The sequence below is a fragment of the Kribbella flavida DSM 17836 genome, assembly GCF_000024345.1.
Lineage (GTDB): Bacteria > Actinomycetota > Actinomycetes > Propionibacteriales > Kribbellaceae > Kribbella > Kribbella flavida.
The window spans coordinates 4,640,418-4,656,788 of record NC_013729.1 but is presented as its reverse complement, the minus strand read 5'-3'; the positions used below and the strand labels follow the sequence as shown (position 1 = coordinate 4,656,788).

The 16,371-nt window shown below is 71.4% G+C and carries 14 protein-coding genes; 9 read left to right on the top strand and 5 right to left on the bottom strand.

Annotation, left to right across the window (positions count from 1 at the left end):
• Positions 1–7: 7 nt before the first annotated feature.
• On the bottom strand, positions 8–970 hold the full coding sequence (locus KFLA_RS21445) for a TolB-like translocation protein (protein WP_012921907.1): 963 nt from the start codon (positions 968–970) through the stop codon (positions 8–10).
• On the opposite strand from KFLA_RS21445, the gene KFLA_RS38985 reads away from it, so the two are divergent.
• Entirely contained in the window at positions 969–1,223 is a 255-nt protein-coding gene (locus tag KFLA_RS38985) for a hypothetical protein (protein WP_237706559.1), read from the top strand. The genes KFLA_RS21445 and KFLA_RS38985 overlap by 2 nt on opposite strands.
• Before the next feature lie 30 nt (positions 1,224–1,253).
• Here the strand turns inward: KFLA_RS38985 and KFLA_RS38980 are convergent, their stop codons facing one another.
• Positions 1,254–2,522, bottom strand: a complete 1,269-nt coding sequence (locus tag KFLA_RS38980; protein WP_237706558.1) for a C39 family peptidase — start codon at positions 2,520–2,522, stop codon at positions 1,254–1,256.
• 480 nt (positions 2,523–3,002) lie between these two features.
• On the opposite strand from KFLA_RS38980, the gene def reads away from it, so the two are divergent.
• The 4 genes from def to KFLA_RS21420 are packed head-to-tail and all read left to right on the top strand — an operon-like array spanning position 3,003 to position 6,903.
• Positions 3,003–3,551 (top strand): peptide deformylase, encoded by a 549-nt coding sequence (gene def / locus KFLA_RS21435; RefSeq protein WP_012921905.1) that lies wholly within the window; start codon positions 3,003–3,005, stop codon positions 3,549–3,551.
• Positions 3,548–4,474, top strand: coding sequence for a methionyl-tRNA formyltransferase (fmt, locus tag KFLA_RS21430; protein WP_012921904.1), 927 nt, complete (start codon positions 3,548–3,550; stop codon positions 4,472–4,474). The genes def and fmt overlap by 4 nt, the downstream gene beginning before the upstream one ends.
• The gene (locus tag KFLA_RS21425) at positions 4,471–5,850 is read left to right on the top strand and encodes an RsmB/NOP family class I SAM-dependent RNA methyltransferase (RefSeq protein WP_012921903.1); all 1,380 of its coding nucleotides are present in this window, start codon (positions 4,471–4,473) and stop codon (positions 5,848–5,850) included. The genes fmt and KFLA_RS21425 overlap by 4 nt, the downstream gene beginning before the upstream one ends.
• A 57-nt stretch (positions 5,851–5,907) precedes the next feature.
• The gene (locus tag KFLA_RS21420) at positions 5,908–6,903 is read left to right on the top strand and encodes a DMT family transporter (RefSeq protein ID WP_049797406.1); all 996 of its coding nucleotides are present in this window, start codon (positions 5,908–5,910) and stop codon (positions 6,901–6,903) included.
• A 698-nt stretch (positions 6,904–7,601) separates the two neighbouring features.
• Here the strand turns inward: KFLA_RS21420 and KFLA_RS21415 are convergent.
• Both KFLA_RS21415 and KFLA_RS21405 read right to left on the bottom strand, forming a co-directional pair.
• Entirely contained in the window at positions 7,602–8,579 is a 978-nt protein-coding gene (locus KFLA_RS21415; protein WP_237706557.1) for a DMT family transporter, read from the bottom strand.
• A gap of 596 nt (positions 8,580–9,175) precedes the next feature.
• Complete coding sequence (locus KFLA_RS21405) at positions 9,176–10,162, bottom strand: NAD(P)H-binding protein (RefSeq protein WP_237706556.1); 987 nt, start codon at positions 10,160–10,162, stop codon at positions 9,176–9,178.
• On the opposite strand from KFLA_RS21405, the gene KFLA_RS21400 reads away from it, so the two are divergent.
• Both KFLA_RS21400 and KFLA_RS21395 read left to right on the top strand, forming a co-directional pair.
• Positions 10,143–10,460, top strand: a complete 318-nt coding sequence (locus KFLA_RS21400) for a winged helix-turn-helix transcriptional regulator (RefSeq protein ID WP_237706555.1) — start codon at positions 10,143–10,145, stop codon at positions 10,458–10,460. The two genes, KFLA_RS21405 and KFLA_RS21400, sit on opposite strands and share 20 nt — an antisense overlap.
• 418 nt (positions 10,461–10,878) lie before the next feature.
• Positions 10,879–12,069: a cysteine desulfurase-like protein gene (locus KFLA_RS21395; protein ID WP_012921899.1), complete on the top strand. Its 1,191-nt coding sequence runs from the start codon at positions 10,879–10,881 to the stop codon at positions 12,067–12,069.
• Between the two features lie 55 nt (positions 12,070–12,124).
• On the opposite strand, the gene KFLA_RS21390 is transcribed toward KFLA_RS21395, so the two are convergent.
• Positions 12,125–13,222 (bottom strand): Gfo/Idh/MocA family protein, encoded by a 1,098-nt coding sequence (locus KFLA_RS21390; RefSeq protein ID WP_012921898.1) that lies wholly within the window; start codon positions 13,220–13,222, stop codon positions 12,125–12,127.
• Between the two features lie 211 nt (positions 13,223–13,433).
• Here KFLA_RS21390 and KFLA_RS21385 point away from each other — a divergent pair, with 211 nt between their 5' ends.
• Positions 13,434–15,029: an alpha-amylase family protein gene (locus tag KFLA_RS21385; RefSeq protein ID WP_012921897.1), complete on the top strand. Its 1,596-nt coding sequence runs from the start codon at positions 13,434–13,436 to the stop codon at positions 15,027–15,029.
• Between the two features lie 30 nt (positions 15,030–15,059).
• Complete coding sequence (locus tag KFLA_RS21380) at positions 15,060–16,370, top strand: ROK family transcriptional regulator (RefSeq protein ID WP_012921896.1); 1,311 nt, start codon at positions 15,060–15,062, stop codon at positions 16,368–16,370.
• The last annotated feature ends 1 nt before the right edge of the window (position 16,371 follow it).

The window sequence follows — 16,371 nt, the reverse complement described above, 5'->3', positions numbered from 1 at the left end:
CGGCGGTTCAGGTGGTCGAGGTCTGGATGGCCTCGGTGTACTTGGCGCCGTTGCCGAGGTGGGCGGCTTCCAGGATCAGCGTGCCGTCCTGGCAGGTCGGAGCCGTGAGAGCGGTGTCCGGGGGCGTCGAGTAGATGACCTGGGGCCGGGCCTGACCTGGTTGCCAGCGGTGGAGCTGGTAGGACTCGGCGCCGTTGGTGGTGGTGCGGACCTCCCAGTGGATCCAGTTGCCGCAGGCGACGATCGTGTCGGTCACGATCGGGCCGAGCGAGCGAGCCGGGGCGTCGCCGGCCTCCCGGAGGTAGGCCCTGCTCTGGTACTGGTCCGGGTCGGTCGCGCTGACCTCGGACCAGACGGTGGCACCGCGCAAGGTCGCGCCGCTCCACTGGATGCAGTTCCGCGTCGGTGCGACGGGTCGCGCCGGGCCGCCGGTCAGTGGCGCGGTGAAGAGGCGCTTGCAGCGTTGCGGGGTCTGCGGCGCGGTGATCTGGCTGAAGGTCACCGCGTCGGCGGACACGATCGGGTCGGCGATGTACCCCGGGTCGGGAACGCAGGTGACGCTGCGCGCCGCGAGCGTGTCCAGTTCGGCGACGATCAGGCAGGACCGCCTCTTCGCGTCGGTGCTGCTGTACGCGAACGTGCCGTCGTACGCGCCGATCTCCGGCTCGGAGATGCGGGGGAGCGCTCTCTGCCGGGCGAGATCCGTTCTCGCGCCGGTGGTCAGGTCGTAGCGGTAGGCACGGATCTCCGGTCGCGGCCCGTCGGAGCGGATCTCCTCGACCAGCGCCCACCGGTCGTCGATCACCACCGGCGACTGGGCGACGAAGCCGGCCGGGGGAGCGTGCCGGACGACGACGCGGCGGCTGGCGCGGTCGGTGATGGTGGTGGTGCCGGCTTCGTCGCTGCTGCGGGTGACGAGGTACTTGCGCTGCTGCGTCACCACGTGCTGCCCGTCGACGGGCTGCCGCATGATCTTCGTCCAGACCGGCTTGCCCGCTGGGGTCCCGGGCGGGGTGGTCGTCGACGCACCCGGCGGCTGGCTCGGCGTACCGACGGGGGTGCTCGGCCCTGGAGTACCGGTCGGCGCCCCGGACGGAGAAACAGAGGGAGCGCTCTCCGGTGAATCTGAACCGGAGCACCCCGCTGCGAGCAGAGCAACAGCAGCCGCGGCAGCCGCGAGCGAGGTCGCCCGGCGGGACGCAGATCTCGCCGCGGTGGAGTAGGGGAGGGAGGGGTAGGAGGGTCGCATATGCCTAGAGGCCGATGTTCTTGAACTGGTTGGCGAGGGTGGCGTTGAACAGCGCCGAGGCGGGGATGTTCTTCGGGCCGTGGGTGACGTTGCCGCGGCTGTTGAAGCGGCGTTCGTTGAAGACCTCGAAGATGCCGATCGTTCCCGCGGTGCGGTTGTAGCCGCGGCCGACCTGGTAGTGGCCGCTGTGGTTGAACGCCAGGTACGGGAAGTACCGCTTCAGCAGCTGCACGTGCTCGATCACCGGTGCGGGCGCGCCGTCGCCGAGGTGGTTCTGGTGCACCTGGAAGAACTTCTTGGTGTTCCAGTGGCTGACGTTCTGCACGATGTACGTGCCGGCCGCCAGGTCCCAGTTGGTTTTCAGGTTGGTCTGCTTCACCATCGCGGTGATCGCGGTGCCCGACCTGGTCACGCCGAGGTCCTTGGCCCAGGACGCCTGGGTGTCCTTCTGGTTGTCGTCGGCCCAGTCGATCGACTGGAACGTCGCCGGGCCACACCAGTAGCCCTTCTCCTGCGAGGTCTGGAAGCCCTTCATGATGTACCGCGACGCGGGCAGCGGCTTGGTCGCGGCCGGCGGCCTCAGGGGCGGAGGTGGCGGCTTGGTCGTCGGACCCCCGGGCGTCGGCGTCGCCTGGGCAGCACCCGCGTCGCTCGCCCCGGAACCGCTCGCCGCCCGCGATCCCGCCGGCTCCGGCTGCGCGCCCGGCTCCGGCGTCGCGCCCGGCTCCGGGGTCACGCCCGGCTCCGGCGTCCCGGCCGGCCCCGGCATCCGGCCCGCCTCCGAGGAGCTGTCCGCCCCCGGCGTACCAGCCGGCTTCGCCCCCGGCGTACCGTCCGACGGCGTACCGGACTGCGTCCCGGCCGGCGGGTTGCCGTTCTCGTCCAGCAGGCGCAGCGCACGGGCCTTGTCCCGGCCGTCCCACGCCGCCTGCATCTCCTCGAGCTCGGCATTCATCCGCAGGCTCGTCGGCATCGCGGCCCGCTCGGCGACGAACTGCGCCGGGCTCAACGCCCCGGTCGGGATGTCGTGCTCCACCGCCGCGCCGGCCCGCAGGTCCCGGCTCGCGGTCTCCGGCGAGCGCATCGTCTCGCTGATCTGCGCGCCCGTCGGGATCTTGTCCACGAAGCCGAGCCCGAGGCAGTAGTCCTCCTCCTCGAGCCGGAAGCACCGCATCACCTGCGTCGACTGCTCCACGGCCGTCGTCCGCAGCATCGGGTCGCTCGGCGACGTCTCCGCCACCTGCTTGACCAGCTCGCTCCAGCTCCGCGCCACCGGCGGCTGCTGCCCCGGCGGTTCCGCGGTCGGATCCGGCTCCGGCGCGATGGTGGGTGTCGAGGTGGGCCCAGGCGTGGGCCCAGGTGTGGGCTCCGAAGAGGGTGTCGCCGAGCTCGGCTCCACCACCGGTACGACGCCCGCCGCGCCCGTGGATCGCTGCCACGGCTCGCGCGGTTCGTAGGCTCCGGCCAGAGGTGCCTGGGATACCAGTGCACCCAGGACGATCAGTGCGGCAGCCCCCCGTGTTGCTGTGCGCATCGTTCACTCCCGTTGGGCGTGTGACTGTAGTGACTGTAGGTACGCCTGGGAACACAGTACGTGCTCAGGGCAACCAGCGGGAGAGGGCCCGGCCGAAAACCGGCTCACCCCGCCGCGCGGCCGACCCGTCGGCGCAGTACCAGCGCGGCCGCCACCGGCCGGCCGTGACCGCGCCACTAGACTTGGCAGGTCCTGCCCGAGGAATTCTGTGGAGTCTGTGTGTCGGTCCAACCCATCCGCCTGTTCGGCGACCCCGTTCTGACCACCAAGGCCGACCCGGTCGTCGACTTCGACGCCGAGCTGCGCCGGCTGGTCGCCGACCTCACCGACACCATGCAGGCCGCTCCGGGCTCCGGCCTCGCCGCGCCGCAGATCGGCGTCGGCCTGCGCGTGTTCACGTACCACGTCGACGGCGAGCTGGGGCACCTGATCAACCCCGAGCTCACCCTGTCGGCCGAGCAGCAGTTCGGGCCCGAGGGCTGCCTGTCGATCCCCGGCCTGACCTTCGACTGCCGCCGCGCCGAGCGCGTGATCGCCAAGGGCTTTACCATGTACGGCGACCCGGTGGTGATCGAGGGTTCCGACCTGCTTGCTCGCTGCATCCAGCACGAGACCGACCACCTGGACGGCGTACTGTTCGTCGACCGGCTCGACACCGCGACCCGCAAGGCCGCGATGAAGGCGATCCGCGAGGCCGAGTGGTCGGGCCTGGCCGGTCCGCCGCAGATCAAGGTCTCCCCGCACCCCATGAACGGATTCGGCCTGTGAGACTCGTTTTCGCCGGCACCCCCGAGGTGTCCGTCACCGCGCTGGAGGCGATCGTTGCCAGCGGCCATGATCTGGTCGCGGTGGTGACCCGGCCCGACGCGCCGGCCGGTCGCGGCCGCAAGTTGGTCGCCTCCCCGGTCGCGGAGTACGCCGAGAAGCTCGGTGTCGAGGTGCTGAAGCCGGTCAAGCCGAGCGACCCGGACTTCCTCGCCCGGCTGCGCGAGATCGCGCCCGACTGCTGCCCGGTCGTCGCGTACGGCGGGTTGCTGCCGCAGGCCGCGCTCGACATCCCGCCGCACGGCTGGATCAACCTGCACTTCTCGGTACTGCCGGCCTGGCGGGGCGCCGCGCCGGTGCAGCATTCGATCATCGCCGGCGACGACGTGACCGGCGCGAGCACGTTCCGGATCGTCAAAGCGCTCGACGCCGGCCCGGTGTACGGCGTACTGACCGAGCCGATCGGCCCGAACGACACTGCCGGCGACCTGCTCGGCCGGCTTGCGTCGTCCGGCGCCAAGCTGCTGGTCGACACCCTGGACGGCATCGAGGCGGGCATTCTCGAGGCGCGGGAGCAGCCGGCCGAGGGCGTCTCGATCGCGCCGAAGCTGACCGTCGAGGACGCCGAGATCGACCTGTCCGCCCCGGCGCAGCGCGTCGACCGGCTGGTGCGCGGCTGCAACCCGTCGCCCGGTGCGTGGACGACGTTCCGGGGTGAGCGCCTGAAAGTCCTCGCCACCGCGCTGACCGACGAGGAGCTGCCGCCGGGCGCGATCCGCAGTACGAAGGCGGCGGTGACCGTCGGGACCGGCAGCAAGGCGATCCAGCTCGTCACGGTCCAGCCGCAGGGCAAGAAGCCGATGGCGGCGGCCGACTGGGCCCGCGGCGTGCGCATCACCGACGACGATCGGCTGGGAGCCGAGTGAGCGACCGTACGCCGCGCAACCGCGCGCCGCAGCGCCGTCCCGACAAGGTGCGGCAGGTCGCGTACCGGGTGATCCGCCAGGTCAACGGCGAGGACGGCTACGCGAACCTCGCGCTCAACAAGGCTCTGCGTGACCAGCGCCTCAGCGGCCGCGACGCCGCGTTCTGCACCGAGCTCGTCCACGGGACACTGCGCTGGCAGGGCGCGTACGACGCGTTCCTGGCCCGCAGCGTGTCGCGTCCGCTGGCCGATCTGGACCCGGAGCTGCTCGACCTGCTGCGTCTCGGTGCGCACCAACTGCTGCGGATGCGCGTCGACTCGTACGCGGCGGTCAACGAGATGGTCACCCTGACCCGGGCCGAGGTCGGTCAGAGCCGCAGCGGCCTGGTGAACGCGGTGCTGCGCAAGATCAGCCAGCGGACGCTCGACCAGTGGATCGCGACGGTCGCGCCGAAGCCCGACGAAGACCCGGGCGGCTATCTGGCGATCGCGAAGGCGCACCCGCGCTGGGTCGTCGAGGCCTTCGCCGAGGTGCTGGACGCGGAGTCCGTCGAGGATCTGCTGGACGCCGACAACGAGCCGCCGAAGGTGACGTTGGTGGCGCGTCCTGGGCTGTCCGACCTGGACGAGCTGGTCGAGGCCGGTGCCACCCGCGCCCGCTGGTCGCCGTACGCGGCGATTCTGCAGGGCGGTGGCGATCCCGGGCGGATCCAGGCCGTCGCGACCGGTCGTGCGGGAGTGCAGGATGAGGGCTCTCAGCTGGTCGCCGCAGCCCTGGCCTCGGCCCCGCTCGACGGCAGCGACGCGAAGTGGCTCGACCTTTGCGCCGGCCCGGGCGGGAAGTCCGCGCTGCTCGCTGCGCTGGCCAACCAGCGTGAGGCCGTGCTGACCGCCGTCGAGCCGCAGAAGCACCGGGCCGAGCTGGTCCGGTCCAACCTGCGGGCGATCCCGGGCGATCACCAGGTGCTGATCGGTGACGGCACGAAGCCGACCTGGCCGAGCGGCTGGTACGACCGGGTGCTGGCCGACGTGCCGTGCAGCGGTCTCGGTGCGTTGCGGCGTCGCCCGGAGGCCCGGTGGCGGCGTACGCCGGAGGACGTGGAAGGGCTTCGGCCGTTGCAGGAGGCGTTGCTGGCGTCGGCGATCACTTCGGTGCGGCCGGGCGGCGTTGTCGCCTATGTGACGTGCTCGCCGCATCCGGGGGAGACCCGCGCTGTGGTCGACGCGGTGCTGGCTCGACGGCCCGACGCGGTGCTCGAGGATGCGCGGGCGCTGCTGCCCGGCGTGCCGTCGCTGGGGGACGGGCCGGATGTGCAGTTGTGGCCGCACGTGCACGGCACCGACGCGATGTACCTGGCGCTGATCCGGCGGACCTGATGGGTCAGGATGCGGACCGGTGTCAGGCGCGTGACGCCCGACGGTCATGATGGAGGGGTGACCACGACCGACTCCCGCCCCGTCCGCAGCGCCCAGCAGCACCAGATCATCGGGCTGGCCGCGGCCTTCGGCATCGGCATGCTGGTCGCGATCCAGTCCCGGCTGAACGGTGATCTCGGCAACCGGCTCGGCGACGGGATCCCGGCCGCGCTGATCTCGTTCGGCTCCGGGCTGGTGATCCTGCTGGTCGCGGCGGCGGTCGTGCCCCGGATCCGGCAGTCGCTCGGCAACGTCTGGCGCACCGTCCGTACGCCGTCCACCGGCGCCGGCGGCGGGTTGCGCTGGTGGCAGTGCATCGGCGGCATCGCCGGCGCGTTCCTGGTGGCGACCCAGTCGATCACCGTGGCGGTCATCGGGGTCGCGGTGTTCACCGTCGCGGTGGTGGCCGGGCAGGCCGTGAGCAGCCTGGTGGTGGATCGGCTCGGCTTCGGCCCGGCCGGCCCTCAGCCGTACACGACGCTGCGGGTGGTCGGCGCGATCGTCGCCCTGCTCGCGGTCGTGCTCGCGGTCTCCGACCGCCTGAACCACCCGTCCGGCCTGTTGCTCGCGATCCTGCCGGCACTGGCCGGCGTCGGCACGGCGGTCCAGCAGGCGATCAACGGGCGGGTCGCGCGGACGGCGTCGCCCGACGCGTACGGCGCGGTCGCGGCAGGCGTGATCAACTTCGTCGTCGGCACCACCGCGCTGCTGATCGTCTTCCTCGTCGACCTGGCAGTACGCGGGACGCCGAACCCGCTGCCCAGCGAGCCCTGGCTGTACCTCGGCGGTGCGTGCGGCGTGATCTTCATCAGCGCGGCGGCTTCGGTGGTTCGGGTGGTGGGGGTGTTCGTGCTGGGCCTCGGCACGATCGCCGGCCAACTCATTGCGAGCCTGCTGCTCGATCTGTTCCTGCCCGCGGCGGACAAGGACGTCACGCTCCCGGTGGTCGCGGGGACGCTGCTGGCGCTCGTCGCGGTCGTGGTCGCCGCCGTGCCCAACCTCAGACGCTCCTGACGTTGCCGGTCGGCGCTGCCTGATCGGCCGCTCGGCCGAGGACGGGGGAGAGCGCGATCTCGGGTGGAACGCTGGAAGGCGGGAACGCCGGAAGGAGGCGCACGCGGGTACGCCGGAAGGCTGGCACGCGCGTACGCCGGAACGCCCGCAGCGCGTACATCGGAGGCCGGAACGCCGGAGAGCGCGATCCGCGCGTACACCGGAACGCCCGCAGCGCGTATATCGGAAGGCCGGAACGCCGGAGAGCGCGATTCCCGGCGGATTGCCGGAAGTCCCGTACACCGGAACGCCCGCACGTGCGTACACCGGAAGGCCCGTACGCGCGTACATCGGAACGCCCGCACGCGCGTACATCGGAACGCTGGCACGCGTACACCCGGATGCCGGCGCGCGCGTACACCGGAACACCCGCACGCGCGTACACCCGAACGCCGGCACGCGCGTACGCCGGAACGCCAGCACGCCCCGTACACCGGAGGCCGGAACGCCGGAGAGCGCGATCCCCGGCGGATTGCCGGAAGGCGCGTACACCCGCAGGCCCGCACGTCCGCAGCGCGGAACGCGCTCACGGTGGGACTTCTACGCGGCCCGCGCTGCGGTCGGGCGCCGCTTGACCGGCTGCTCGCGTCGAGAACGGGGGAGAGCGCGATCTCCGGCGGAACGCCGGCACGCCAGGGCGCCGGCACTGCGGGGCTTGCTTACGGGACTGGCGCGGCGGCGGGCTCGAGGGATTTCTTGCTCGCCCGGACAGGGCGGCGCAGGATGCCCTGGGACACCGCGACCCCGGTGAGCACGACCAGTGCGCCGACCGGCTGGTACCAGGTCAGGTGCTCGTCCAGCACCAGCACGCCGACGGCGATCGCGAAGATCGGCATCAGGTAGGTCACCATCGACGACATACTGGCGCCGATCAGCCGGATGTTGCGCATGCTCAGCACGAACGCGACCCCGCTGCCCAGACCGCCCAGCGCCAGCACGCTGCCGATCACCTCCGGCGACAGCGTCCACGGCATCGGCGGCGCCTCACCGGTGGCGATCGGCGCGACGATCGCGAGCTGCACGGTTGCGCACAGCAACAGACCTGCGGAGAGCGCGGTCCCGGACAGCTTGCTGCCGGCCACGAATCGCTTCTGGTACGGCACCGCGATCCCGTAGAACACGGCCGCGGCCATGCACAGGATCTGGCCGGTCAGATCGGCGCCACCCTGGAGGTTCCAGGCGCCGAGCACGACCATCATCCCGACGAACCCGACCAGCAGACCGATCACCCGCTGCACGGTGAACTTCTCGGTCCGGAACACCAGCACCGCGACCGGCAGCACGATCAGCGGGGTGATGCCGTTCCAGATCCCGGCCAGCAGCGAAGGAACGCGCTGCTCGCCGTACCCGAACAGCGTCCACGGGATCGCCGAACCGATCGCGCCCAGCACGAACGTGTGCGCCCAGATCCGCGGCTCGCGCGGCAACGACTCGCGCTTGATCACCAGGAAGGCCACCAGCACCGCGGACCCGGCCAGCACCCGCCCGAGCGCGAGGTACAGCGGATGCAGCTCGCGCACCCCGACGGAGATGAAGAGAAAACTGCAGCCCCAGATCGCGGCCAGCGTCATCATGGTCGGAAGCCAGGCGCGCACCGGGGGCTTGTCAGGAGTCGTCAGCGTGCTCACTCCTGACATCCTGCAGTACTTCGCCGACAATTTCCGCATCCTGCCCGCAATTGGGCAACTGCTGACAACCGTCAGTGTCGTGCCGCCGGTTCCGCCGTCCCCCCGGCGTGGCTCCCGCCGGCCTGCTGTCCCGCCCGTCCTGCCGTCCTGCCGTCCTGCCGTCCTGCCGTCCCCGCCCGTCCTGCCGTCCGCGGTCCTGCCGTCCCCGCCCGTCCTGCCGTCCGCGGGCCTGCCGTCCCCGCCCGTCCTGCCGTCCGCGGTCCTGCCGTCCCCGCCCGTCCTGCCGTCCGCGGGCCTGCCGTCCCCGCCCGTCCTGCCGTCCGCGGTCCTGCCGTCCCCGCCCGTCCTGCCGTCCGCGGTCCTGCCGTCCCCGCCCGTCCTGCCGTCCGCGGTCCTGCCGTCCCCGCCCGTCCTGCCGTCCGCGATCTGCCGTCCCCCGCCCGTCCTGCCGTCCCCGCCGGTCCACCGAGCGGCGTCCGCCGTCCCCGCCGTCCCCGTCCCGCCGTAACCGCCGTCCCCCGTCCCACGTCCCGCCGTCCCCATCCCGGCGTTCGCCGCGGTCGAGCCGGTCAGTTGGGCCGAGGACAGCGGCACTGGTCCCTGGATCAGCGAAAGGCAGCGATGTTCCGCGCGACCCAGTCGGCGTACGGGCGGGCGGGACGGCCGAGAACGCGCTCCACGTCGGCGCTGACCTGCTGCTCGGCCGCGGTCGGACTGCCGAGAATGCCGAGCGTGCTGTCCGCAACGTGCTCTGGCATGAAGCGGAGCAGGCGCACGCGCGCCTCTTCCCGGCTGAGCTCGGCGAATCGCACCGGCTCGCCCAAAGCTGCGGCGATCACCTGGCTCTGCTGCCGCGGCGAAATCGGCGCAGGGCCGGTCAGTTCCCACGTCTTGCCGGCATGGCCGGGATCGCAGAGAGCGGTTGCGGCCACGTCCGCGATGTCGCCCGGGTCGATCGCCGGCAGCGAGATGTCGCCGAACGGGGCCTCGACCAGCCGCTGCTCCCTGACCGACTGGCTCCACGCGAAGGTGTTGCTGTGGAAGCCGGAGGGCCGCAGTACGGTCCACTCCAGGCCGGAGTCCTGTACGGCCTGTTCGAGAATCGCCGGGTGACGCTTGGTCCCGACGCCCTGGGAGGACACCAGGACGACCCGCCGTACGCCGTTTGCGCGCGCGGCTTCGAGGATGCCGGCCGCGTCGTACCAACCGCCGGGCGGGACAAGAAAGAGGGCCTTGGCACCGGTCAGGTCGAGGCTGCCAGGTTCGGTGAAGTCCGTCCTCTGGTGGCGGACGCCGGCGGGAAAGGCCGCTTCCTTGCGGGAAACGGCCGTCGCCGGCTCGCCCGCGGTGACAAGGGCCTGCACGAGGGAACGGCCGATGTTGCCGGTAGCGCCGGTTATCACGATCACTTCGCTGCTCCAGTTCTTCGGGGACTGGGCAGCGACGTTACTGTCGTGGTGATAGTAGGTACCTAGGAGAAAGTATCGACAGAAGGGGATTCCGTGATCGACGCCACGTCCGCCCGCCAGGTCGCGCCCGAGTTGGCGTGCCCGATCGCGCCGGTCGTCGACATTGTTCAGCCGCTGGACCACGCCGATCCTGTGGACGCTCAAAGAGTACGGGCGCCAGCGCTTCGTCGAGCTGGAACGCCGCATCACCACCATCAGCCCGAAGGTCCTCACCCAGCGGCTCCGCCAGTTGGAGCGTGACGGCCTGATCGAGCGCACGTACCACGCCGAGGTCCCGCCTCGCGTTGAGTACGAGATCAGCGCCTTCGGCCTCACCCTGGCCCCGCTCTTCGCCACCCTCGCCGACTGGGCCACCGAGCACCTCCCCACGGTCGAGCAGTCCCGCCGCGCCTACGACGACCGCGGCGGCCCCCGCCCCTGACCGTCTGGCGACCGCAGGCAAGGTTCTGCTGGGGACGCCGCGCCTGGTTCTCCGGCCCTCCGCCCGTCGGAGACCACCCCCGCCCTGAGCGCGTCCGCCCGTTCGAGGCCGCCCGCCAGCTGGTGCGTCGGTCCGCCCTTGACCCATTTGAGGGGATATGCCGCCGTTTGGTGGGTTTTCAGCGGAGTACGGAGGTAGAACCCACTCGCCCGGGGGATATCCCTTCAAATGTCGGAGCCGGCCCGGGCCCGCCCCGCGCAACCCGCGACGCCCAAAGGATGAGCCCCGCCAGTCGCCACCTGCTCGCCGTACGCCGCGGCGGCCGCGACGGCTGGTCCAAACACCCGCGCTCCCAGCCCCGACCCACTGCCGCGCCGCACCCACTCCCTCTTCACCGCCGGGGAGAGAGGATGGGCGTATGCCTGACTTCGACGTGGACATGGTGCGCAAGCAGTTCCCGGCTCTGGCCGAAGGGGCGGCGCACTTCGACGGACCGGGTGGTTCGCAGACCCCCCAGGTCGTGGCCGACACGATCGCGCGCACGATGACCTCCGCTCTCGCGAACCGCGGCCAGCTGACGCCCGCCGAGCGCCGAGCCGACGGCATCGTGCTCGGCGCCCGCCAGGCGATGGCCGACCTGCTGAACGCCGATCCCGCCGGCATCGTCTTCGGCCGCAGCATGACCCAGCTGACGTACGACTTCTCCCGCACGCTCGCCAAGAACTGGGGCCCGGGCGACGAGATCGTCGTCACCCGCCTCGACCACGACGCGAACGTCCGCCCCTGGGTCCAGGCCGCCGAAGCCGTCGGCGCAACCGTCCGCTGGCTCGACTTCGACCCGAAGACCACCGAGCTCGACGACCTCACCCCGTTGCTTTCCGACCGTACAAAGCTCGTCGCCGTCACCGCCGCGTCGAACCTGCTCGGCACCCGCCCGGACCTCGCCGCGATCGCACCGAAGGTCCACGCGGCCGGCGCCCTCCTGTACGTCGACGGCGTGCACCTCACCGCCCACGCCCCGGTGGACGCGAGCATCGCCGACTTCTACGCCTGCTCGCCGTACAAGTTCTTCGGTCCGCACTGCGGCGTGCTCGCGGCATCGCCCGAGCTGCTGGAAAACCTTCGCCCGGACAAGTTGCTCCCGTCCAGTGACGCCGTGCCCGAGCGGTTCGAGCTCGGCACGCTCCCGTACGAGCAACTCGCCGGTACGACGGCGGCGGTCGACTTCATCGCCGGTCTCGGGGGAACGGGCGAGAACCGCAGAGAGCGGTTGCTGAGCTCTCTCTCGCTGGTCGAGGCGCACGAGGACGCCCTGCGCGCCGACCTCGAGTCCCGCCTGAGCGCGATCGACGGCCTCACGCTCTACGGCAAAGCCGGCCACCGTACGCCGACGCTGCTGTTCTCCCTCGACGGGTGGGAATCGCGCGACGTCTCCGCCCGCCTCGCCGACCGCAACGTGAACGCGCCCTCCGGCTCGTTCTACGCTTTGGAGACCTCCCGCCATCTCGGCCTCGGTGACACTGGCGCGGTCCGGGCCGGCCTCGCCCCGTACACCAACCAGTCGGACGTCGACCGCCTCGTCGACGCCATCGAGCACTTGGCCCGCTGACCGTCACGCGCCGACGCGGGGTCACGGTCAAGGCCGGCGACTCAGGACTTGCGTCTCACGCCCAGGGAGCGCCGTTCCCATCCATGCGCTGCGTGAAGGGGTCGTCGGCGGAGATCTCGCCCCGCAGTACCGGACGACGCGTGAACGCCGACCGGTAGATCGCCGCCACCAATTCGAGCGTCGCCCGCGCGGTCCGCAACGGCACCGGCGGCGTCTCGCCGGCATCCAGCGCATCCAGTACGGAGCTCACCTGCGCGCCGTGACTACTCGGCCGACCTGCCGGCCCGACGGCCCATGCGGCGGCGACCTCGTCCTCGAACCCGGGAGCGCCCGTCACCGTGAAGTCGTTGTCGCTGTACCCGTACAGGTGTTCCAGTTCCACCGTCGCGTGCTCGAAGTCGAACCGCAGCGACGACACCTCCCGCGGCGACACCACCGAGTTCACCACGCTCGCCAGCACGTCGGACTCGAACCGGACCAGCGCCATCGACACGTCCTCGGTCCCGGTCTCGCGCGAGGTCCGCGCCGCGATCGCGGTGACCTCGGACCACTCGCCGAGCGTCGCGAGCAGCAGGTCCATCTGGTGAATGCCGTGGCCCATCGTCGGCCCGCCACCCTCGACCTCGAACGACCCGCGCCACGGCACCGCGAAGTACGCCGCGTCCCGGTACCACTGCGTGTGACAGGTCGCGATCAGCGGCCGCCCGAACGCTCCGGCCTCGACGATCCCGCGCAGCCGCAGCGCGCCCGACCCGAACCGGTGCTGCGAGATCACGGCCACTGACCCCGGCGCCTCGGTCTCCGCGGCGAGCAGTTCGTCCACCGCGGCCAGGGAAACCGCGATCGGCTTCTCGACCACTGCCGTTGCCCCGGCCGCCAGCGCCTCAGCAGCGAGAGCGACGTGGCTGCCGGGCGGCGTACAGATGTGAACGAGGTCGATCGGCTCAGCGGCGAGTACGTCGGTCAGCGTGGTGCCGGCGACCGGCATCGACCACGTCTTCGCAAACGCCTCGGCCCGACTGAGGTCGACGTCCACCGCCGCGACCAGTTCGACGCGGGCGAGACCGGTCGTGCCCTGAGCGGCGCTCAGTGCCTCGGCATGAGCGGAGGCGATGCCCCCGGTCCCGACGATCGCAACTCGGTACGGCGGCATGCGGTCCTCCAGGGCGGGAAGCGTTTTCCGAAGATGCGGTTCGCCTTGTCTACCGCACTGCGGCGTCGGTCGTCAACGCTCCTTGACCTCCCTGAGGTCACTAACTAAAGTCCGTGGAGTTATTCACGCGCGCCCTCCTCCACCGGGTCAGGTCCGCCCACGTACTGCTCTGGTGCGCCTCATCTCGTCGTCGGAAGCAGGAGTACGCGGAGTGAGAGAACCCAGCAAGGTGTTCGTGCAGGTCGGCCCAACCGACGTTCTGACGGCTGCGGCACCCAACGGCCACCGCTGGGCGACCGATCAGGCCGTGGTCAGCTGGTCGGACGGCCCTGCTGCGTCGACCGGCGCCCCCGGCGAGATCACCGTCACCGCAACCGGCGGCATCTCCCGCGTGGCGCTGCGGTGGGATCAGCAGCTCCCCGAGCGTGCTCTGATTCTCGGCGACGCCTGGGAGCGCTCTTACGGCGATCTTCAGTGGCGCCACGTCCAGCCCGACCGCTTCCTCCCGTGGTACTGGCTGGCTCACGATCAGCAGACCGGCGCCACCACCGGCATGGGCGTCGACGTGCAACCGGCCGCCTTCTGCTCGTGGACCGTCGACCGAACTGGCGTCACGCTCTGGCTGGATCTCCGCAACGGCGGCGGACCCACCGAGCTCGGCGGTCGCCGGCTCGAGGTCGCCGTCGTCCGGCAGTTCGAAGACGCGGGCACTCCTTGGCAGACCTTGGGCGCCGCCGTCGAGGCGATGAGCTCGCACCTGCCGGTCCAGGCGGAGATCGGCCCGGTCGTCGGCGCCAACAACTGGTACTACGCGTACGGCGAGGGCTTCGACGAGAAGGCCGTTCTGCAGGATGCGGCCACGATCGTCGAGCTCGCCGACGGGCACCCGGTCAAGCCGTTCAGCGTCGTCGACGACGGCTGGAACCCGGGCGGCAACGCCTCCGGCGGACCGTGGGAGAGCGGGATCCCGGGTCTCTTCGACGATCTCGCCGGCACCGCGGCCGCGATCAAGCAGCTCGGCGCCCGGCCGGGTCTCTGGTTCCGTCCGTTGCTGTCCCGGGAGAGCGGTCCCTGGGCGCGTCCCGGCCGCGCCGACGGAACCGGCCGCGCGCTCGACCCGACGTACCCGGAGGTGCTCGACCTGGTCCGGGCGGACCTGCAGCGATTCCGTTCCTGGGGCTTCGAACTGGTCAAGCACGACTTCAGCACGTACGACGTCTTCGGCCGGTTCGGTCCGGCGATGGGTGCGCGGCTGACGGACTCCGGCTGGCAGTTCCACGACCCGACCCGGACGACCGCGGAGATTGTGCTCGACTTCTACCAGGTGATCCGGGCCGCCGCCGAGGACGTCGTACTGATCGGCTGCAACACCGTCGGCCATCTGGCCGCCGGCCTGGTCGACGTGCAGCGGACCGGAGACGACACCTCCGGCCGGGACTGGGAGCGGACCCGCAAGATGGGTGTGAACTCGCTGGCCTTCCGGCTGCCGCAGCACCGGCGGTTCTTCACGCTCGACGCCGACTGCGTCCCGTGCACTCCGCAGACCCCGTGGGAGCTGAACCAGAGTTTCCTGGATCTGGTGGCCCGTTCAGGAAGCGCTCTCTTCGTTTCCGTGGACCCGGCGGCCCGCACCGAACGGACCGATCGCGAGCTTGCCGACGGTATACGGTTGGCGCTCAGTGGCGGTGACACCATCGAACCGCTGGACTGGCTGGAGAACACGACGCCGAACACCTGGCGTACCGGCAGTGGCACCGTGCACTACGACTGGTCGCTGCCGTGGGGCGCGGACCCAGCCTCCGGCTAGCGGGCGCGTGGTGCGAGGACAGGGGGAGTGGTGAGCGCGGAACAGCCGCAGGCTGTCGTACGCCGGGGAACGAATCTGGACCGGGTCGGCGGGTTCAACGACACCGTGGTGCTGGACGCGATCCGGCGCGCCGAGCAGCGGCTGAGCCGGGTCGAACTGGCCGCGGCAACCGGTCTCTCGGGGCAGGCCATCTCCAACATCACCCGCCGGTTGCTCGATGCCGGCCTGGTCCGTGAGGCCGGCCGGCAGAAGAGCGCCGGCCTGGGGAAACCACGCACCCTGCTCGAGCTCGAACCCACCGGCCAGTACGCCGTGGGCGTGCACCTCGACCCCGCTGTCGTCACCGTGGTGCTGCTCGACCTGACCGGTCAGGTGATCGCGCGGCGCCGAGCCCAGACGCCTGCGGCCGACGGGCCGGACGTGCTGATCGCCGGCATCGCGGCGACCGTCGAGGACGTGATCGCCGAGGCGGGCGTACCGCGGCAACGCGTGGTCGGCGTCGGCATCGCCGCGCCCGGCCCCATCGACGTCGACCGCGGTGTGGTCGTCGACCCGCCGAACCTGACCGCCTGGCACCTGGTTCCGCTGCGCGACGCGCTGCGGGACCGGACCGGATTGCCGGTCCTGCTGGACAAGGACGTCACGGCCGCTGCCTCCGCGGAGAAGTGGGCCGGCGGTCCGAACGGCCGCGGCAGCTTCGTCTTCTTCTACCTAGGAACCGGGATCGGCGCCGGCCTGGTGATCGGCGACGAGGTCGTCCGCGGCTCGTCCAGCAACGTCGGCGAGATCGGGCACGTGATCGTCGATCCCGAGGGCCCGCTCTGCTTCTGCGGCCGCCGCGGGTGCGTGGGAGAGAGCAGTCGGCCGCGCTACCTGGTCCAGCAGGCCGTCGACGCCGGCGTGGTTGCCCGGGGCATCGACTTGGACGACCGGCACGCCGTCGACGTGGCCTTCACCGCGTTGTGCACGGCGGCCACCGGCGGGCCGGGGGCGGCTCGCGAGATCGTCACCGCGCTGGCGGAGCGAATCGCCAAGGTGGTCGAGGACATCGCGAACTTGCTCGACCTGGAGCGGGTGGTGTTCGGCGGCCCGCACTGGGACCGGCTGGCTCCGTTCTTCGGCGACGCGATCCGGGAAACGCTGGAAGAGCGCTTTCTGGTCCGCTCCGTGCACCCCTTCACCGTCACCGGGACCGCGCTCGGCGCCGACGTCGGCGCGGTCGGTGCGGCCAGCCTGGTGCTCGACCACACGTTCTCGCCGAACCCGTCCGTGCTGCTGCTCGGACCGGCCTCGGAGAGCGCTCCCTCCGGTTCTCGTGCGAGTTCCGCCCTGTCCCGCTGAA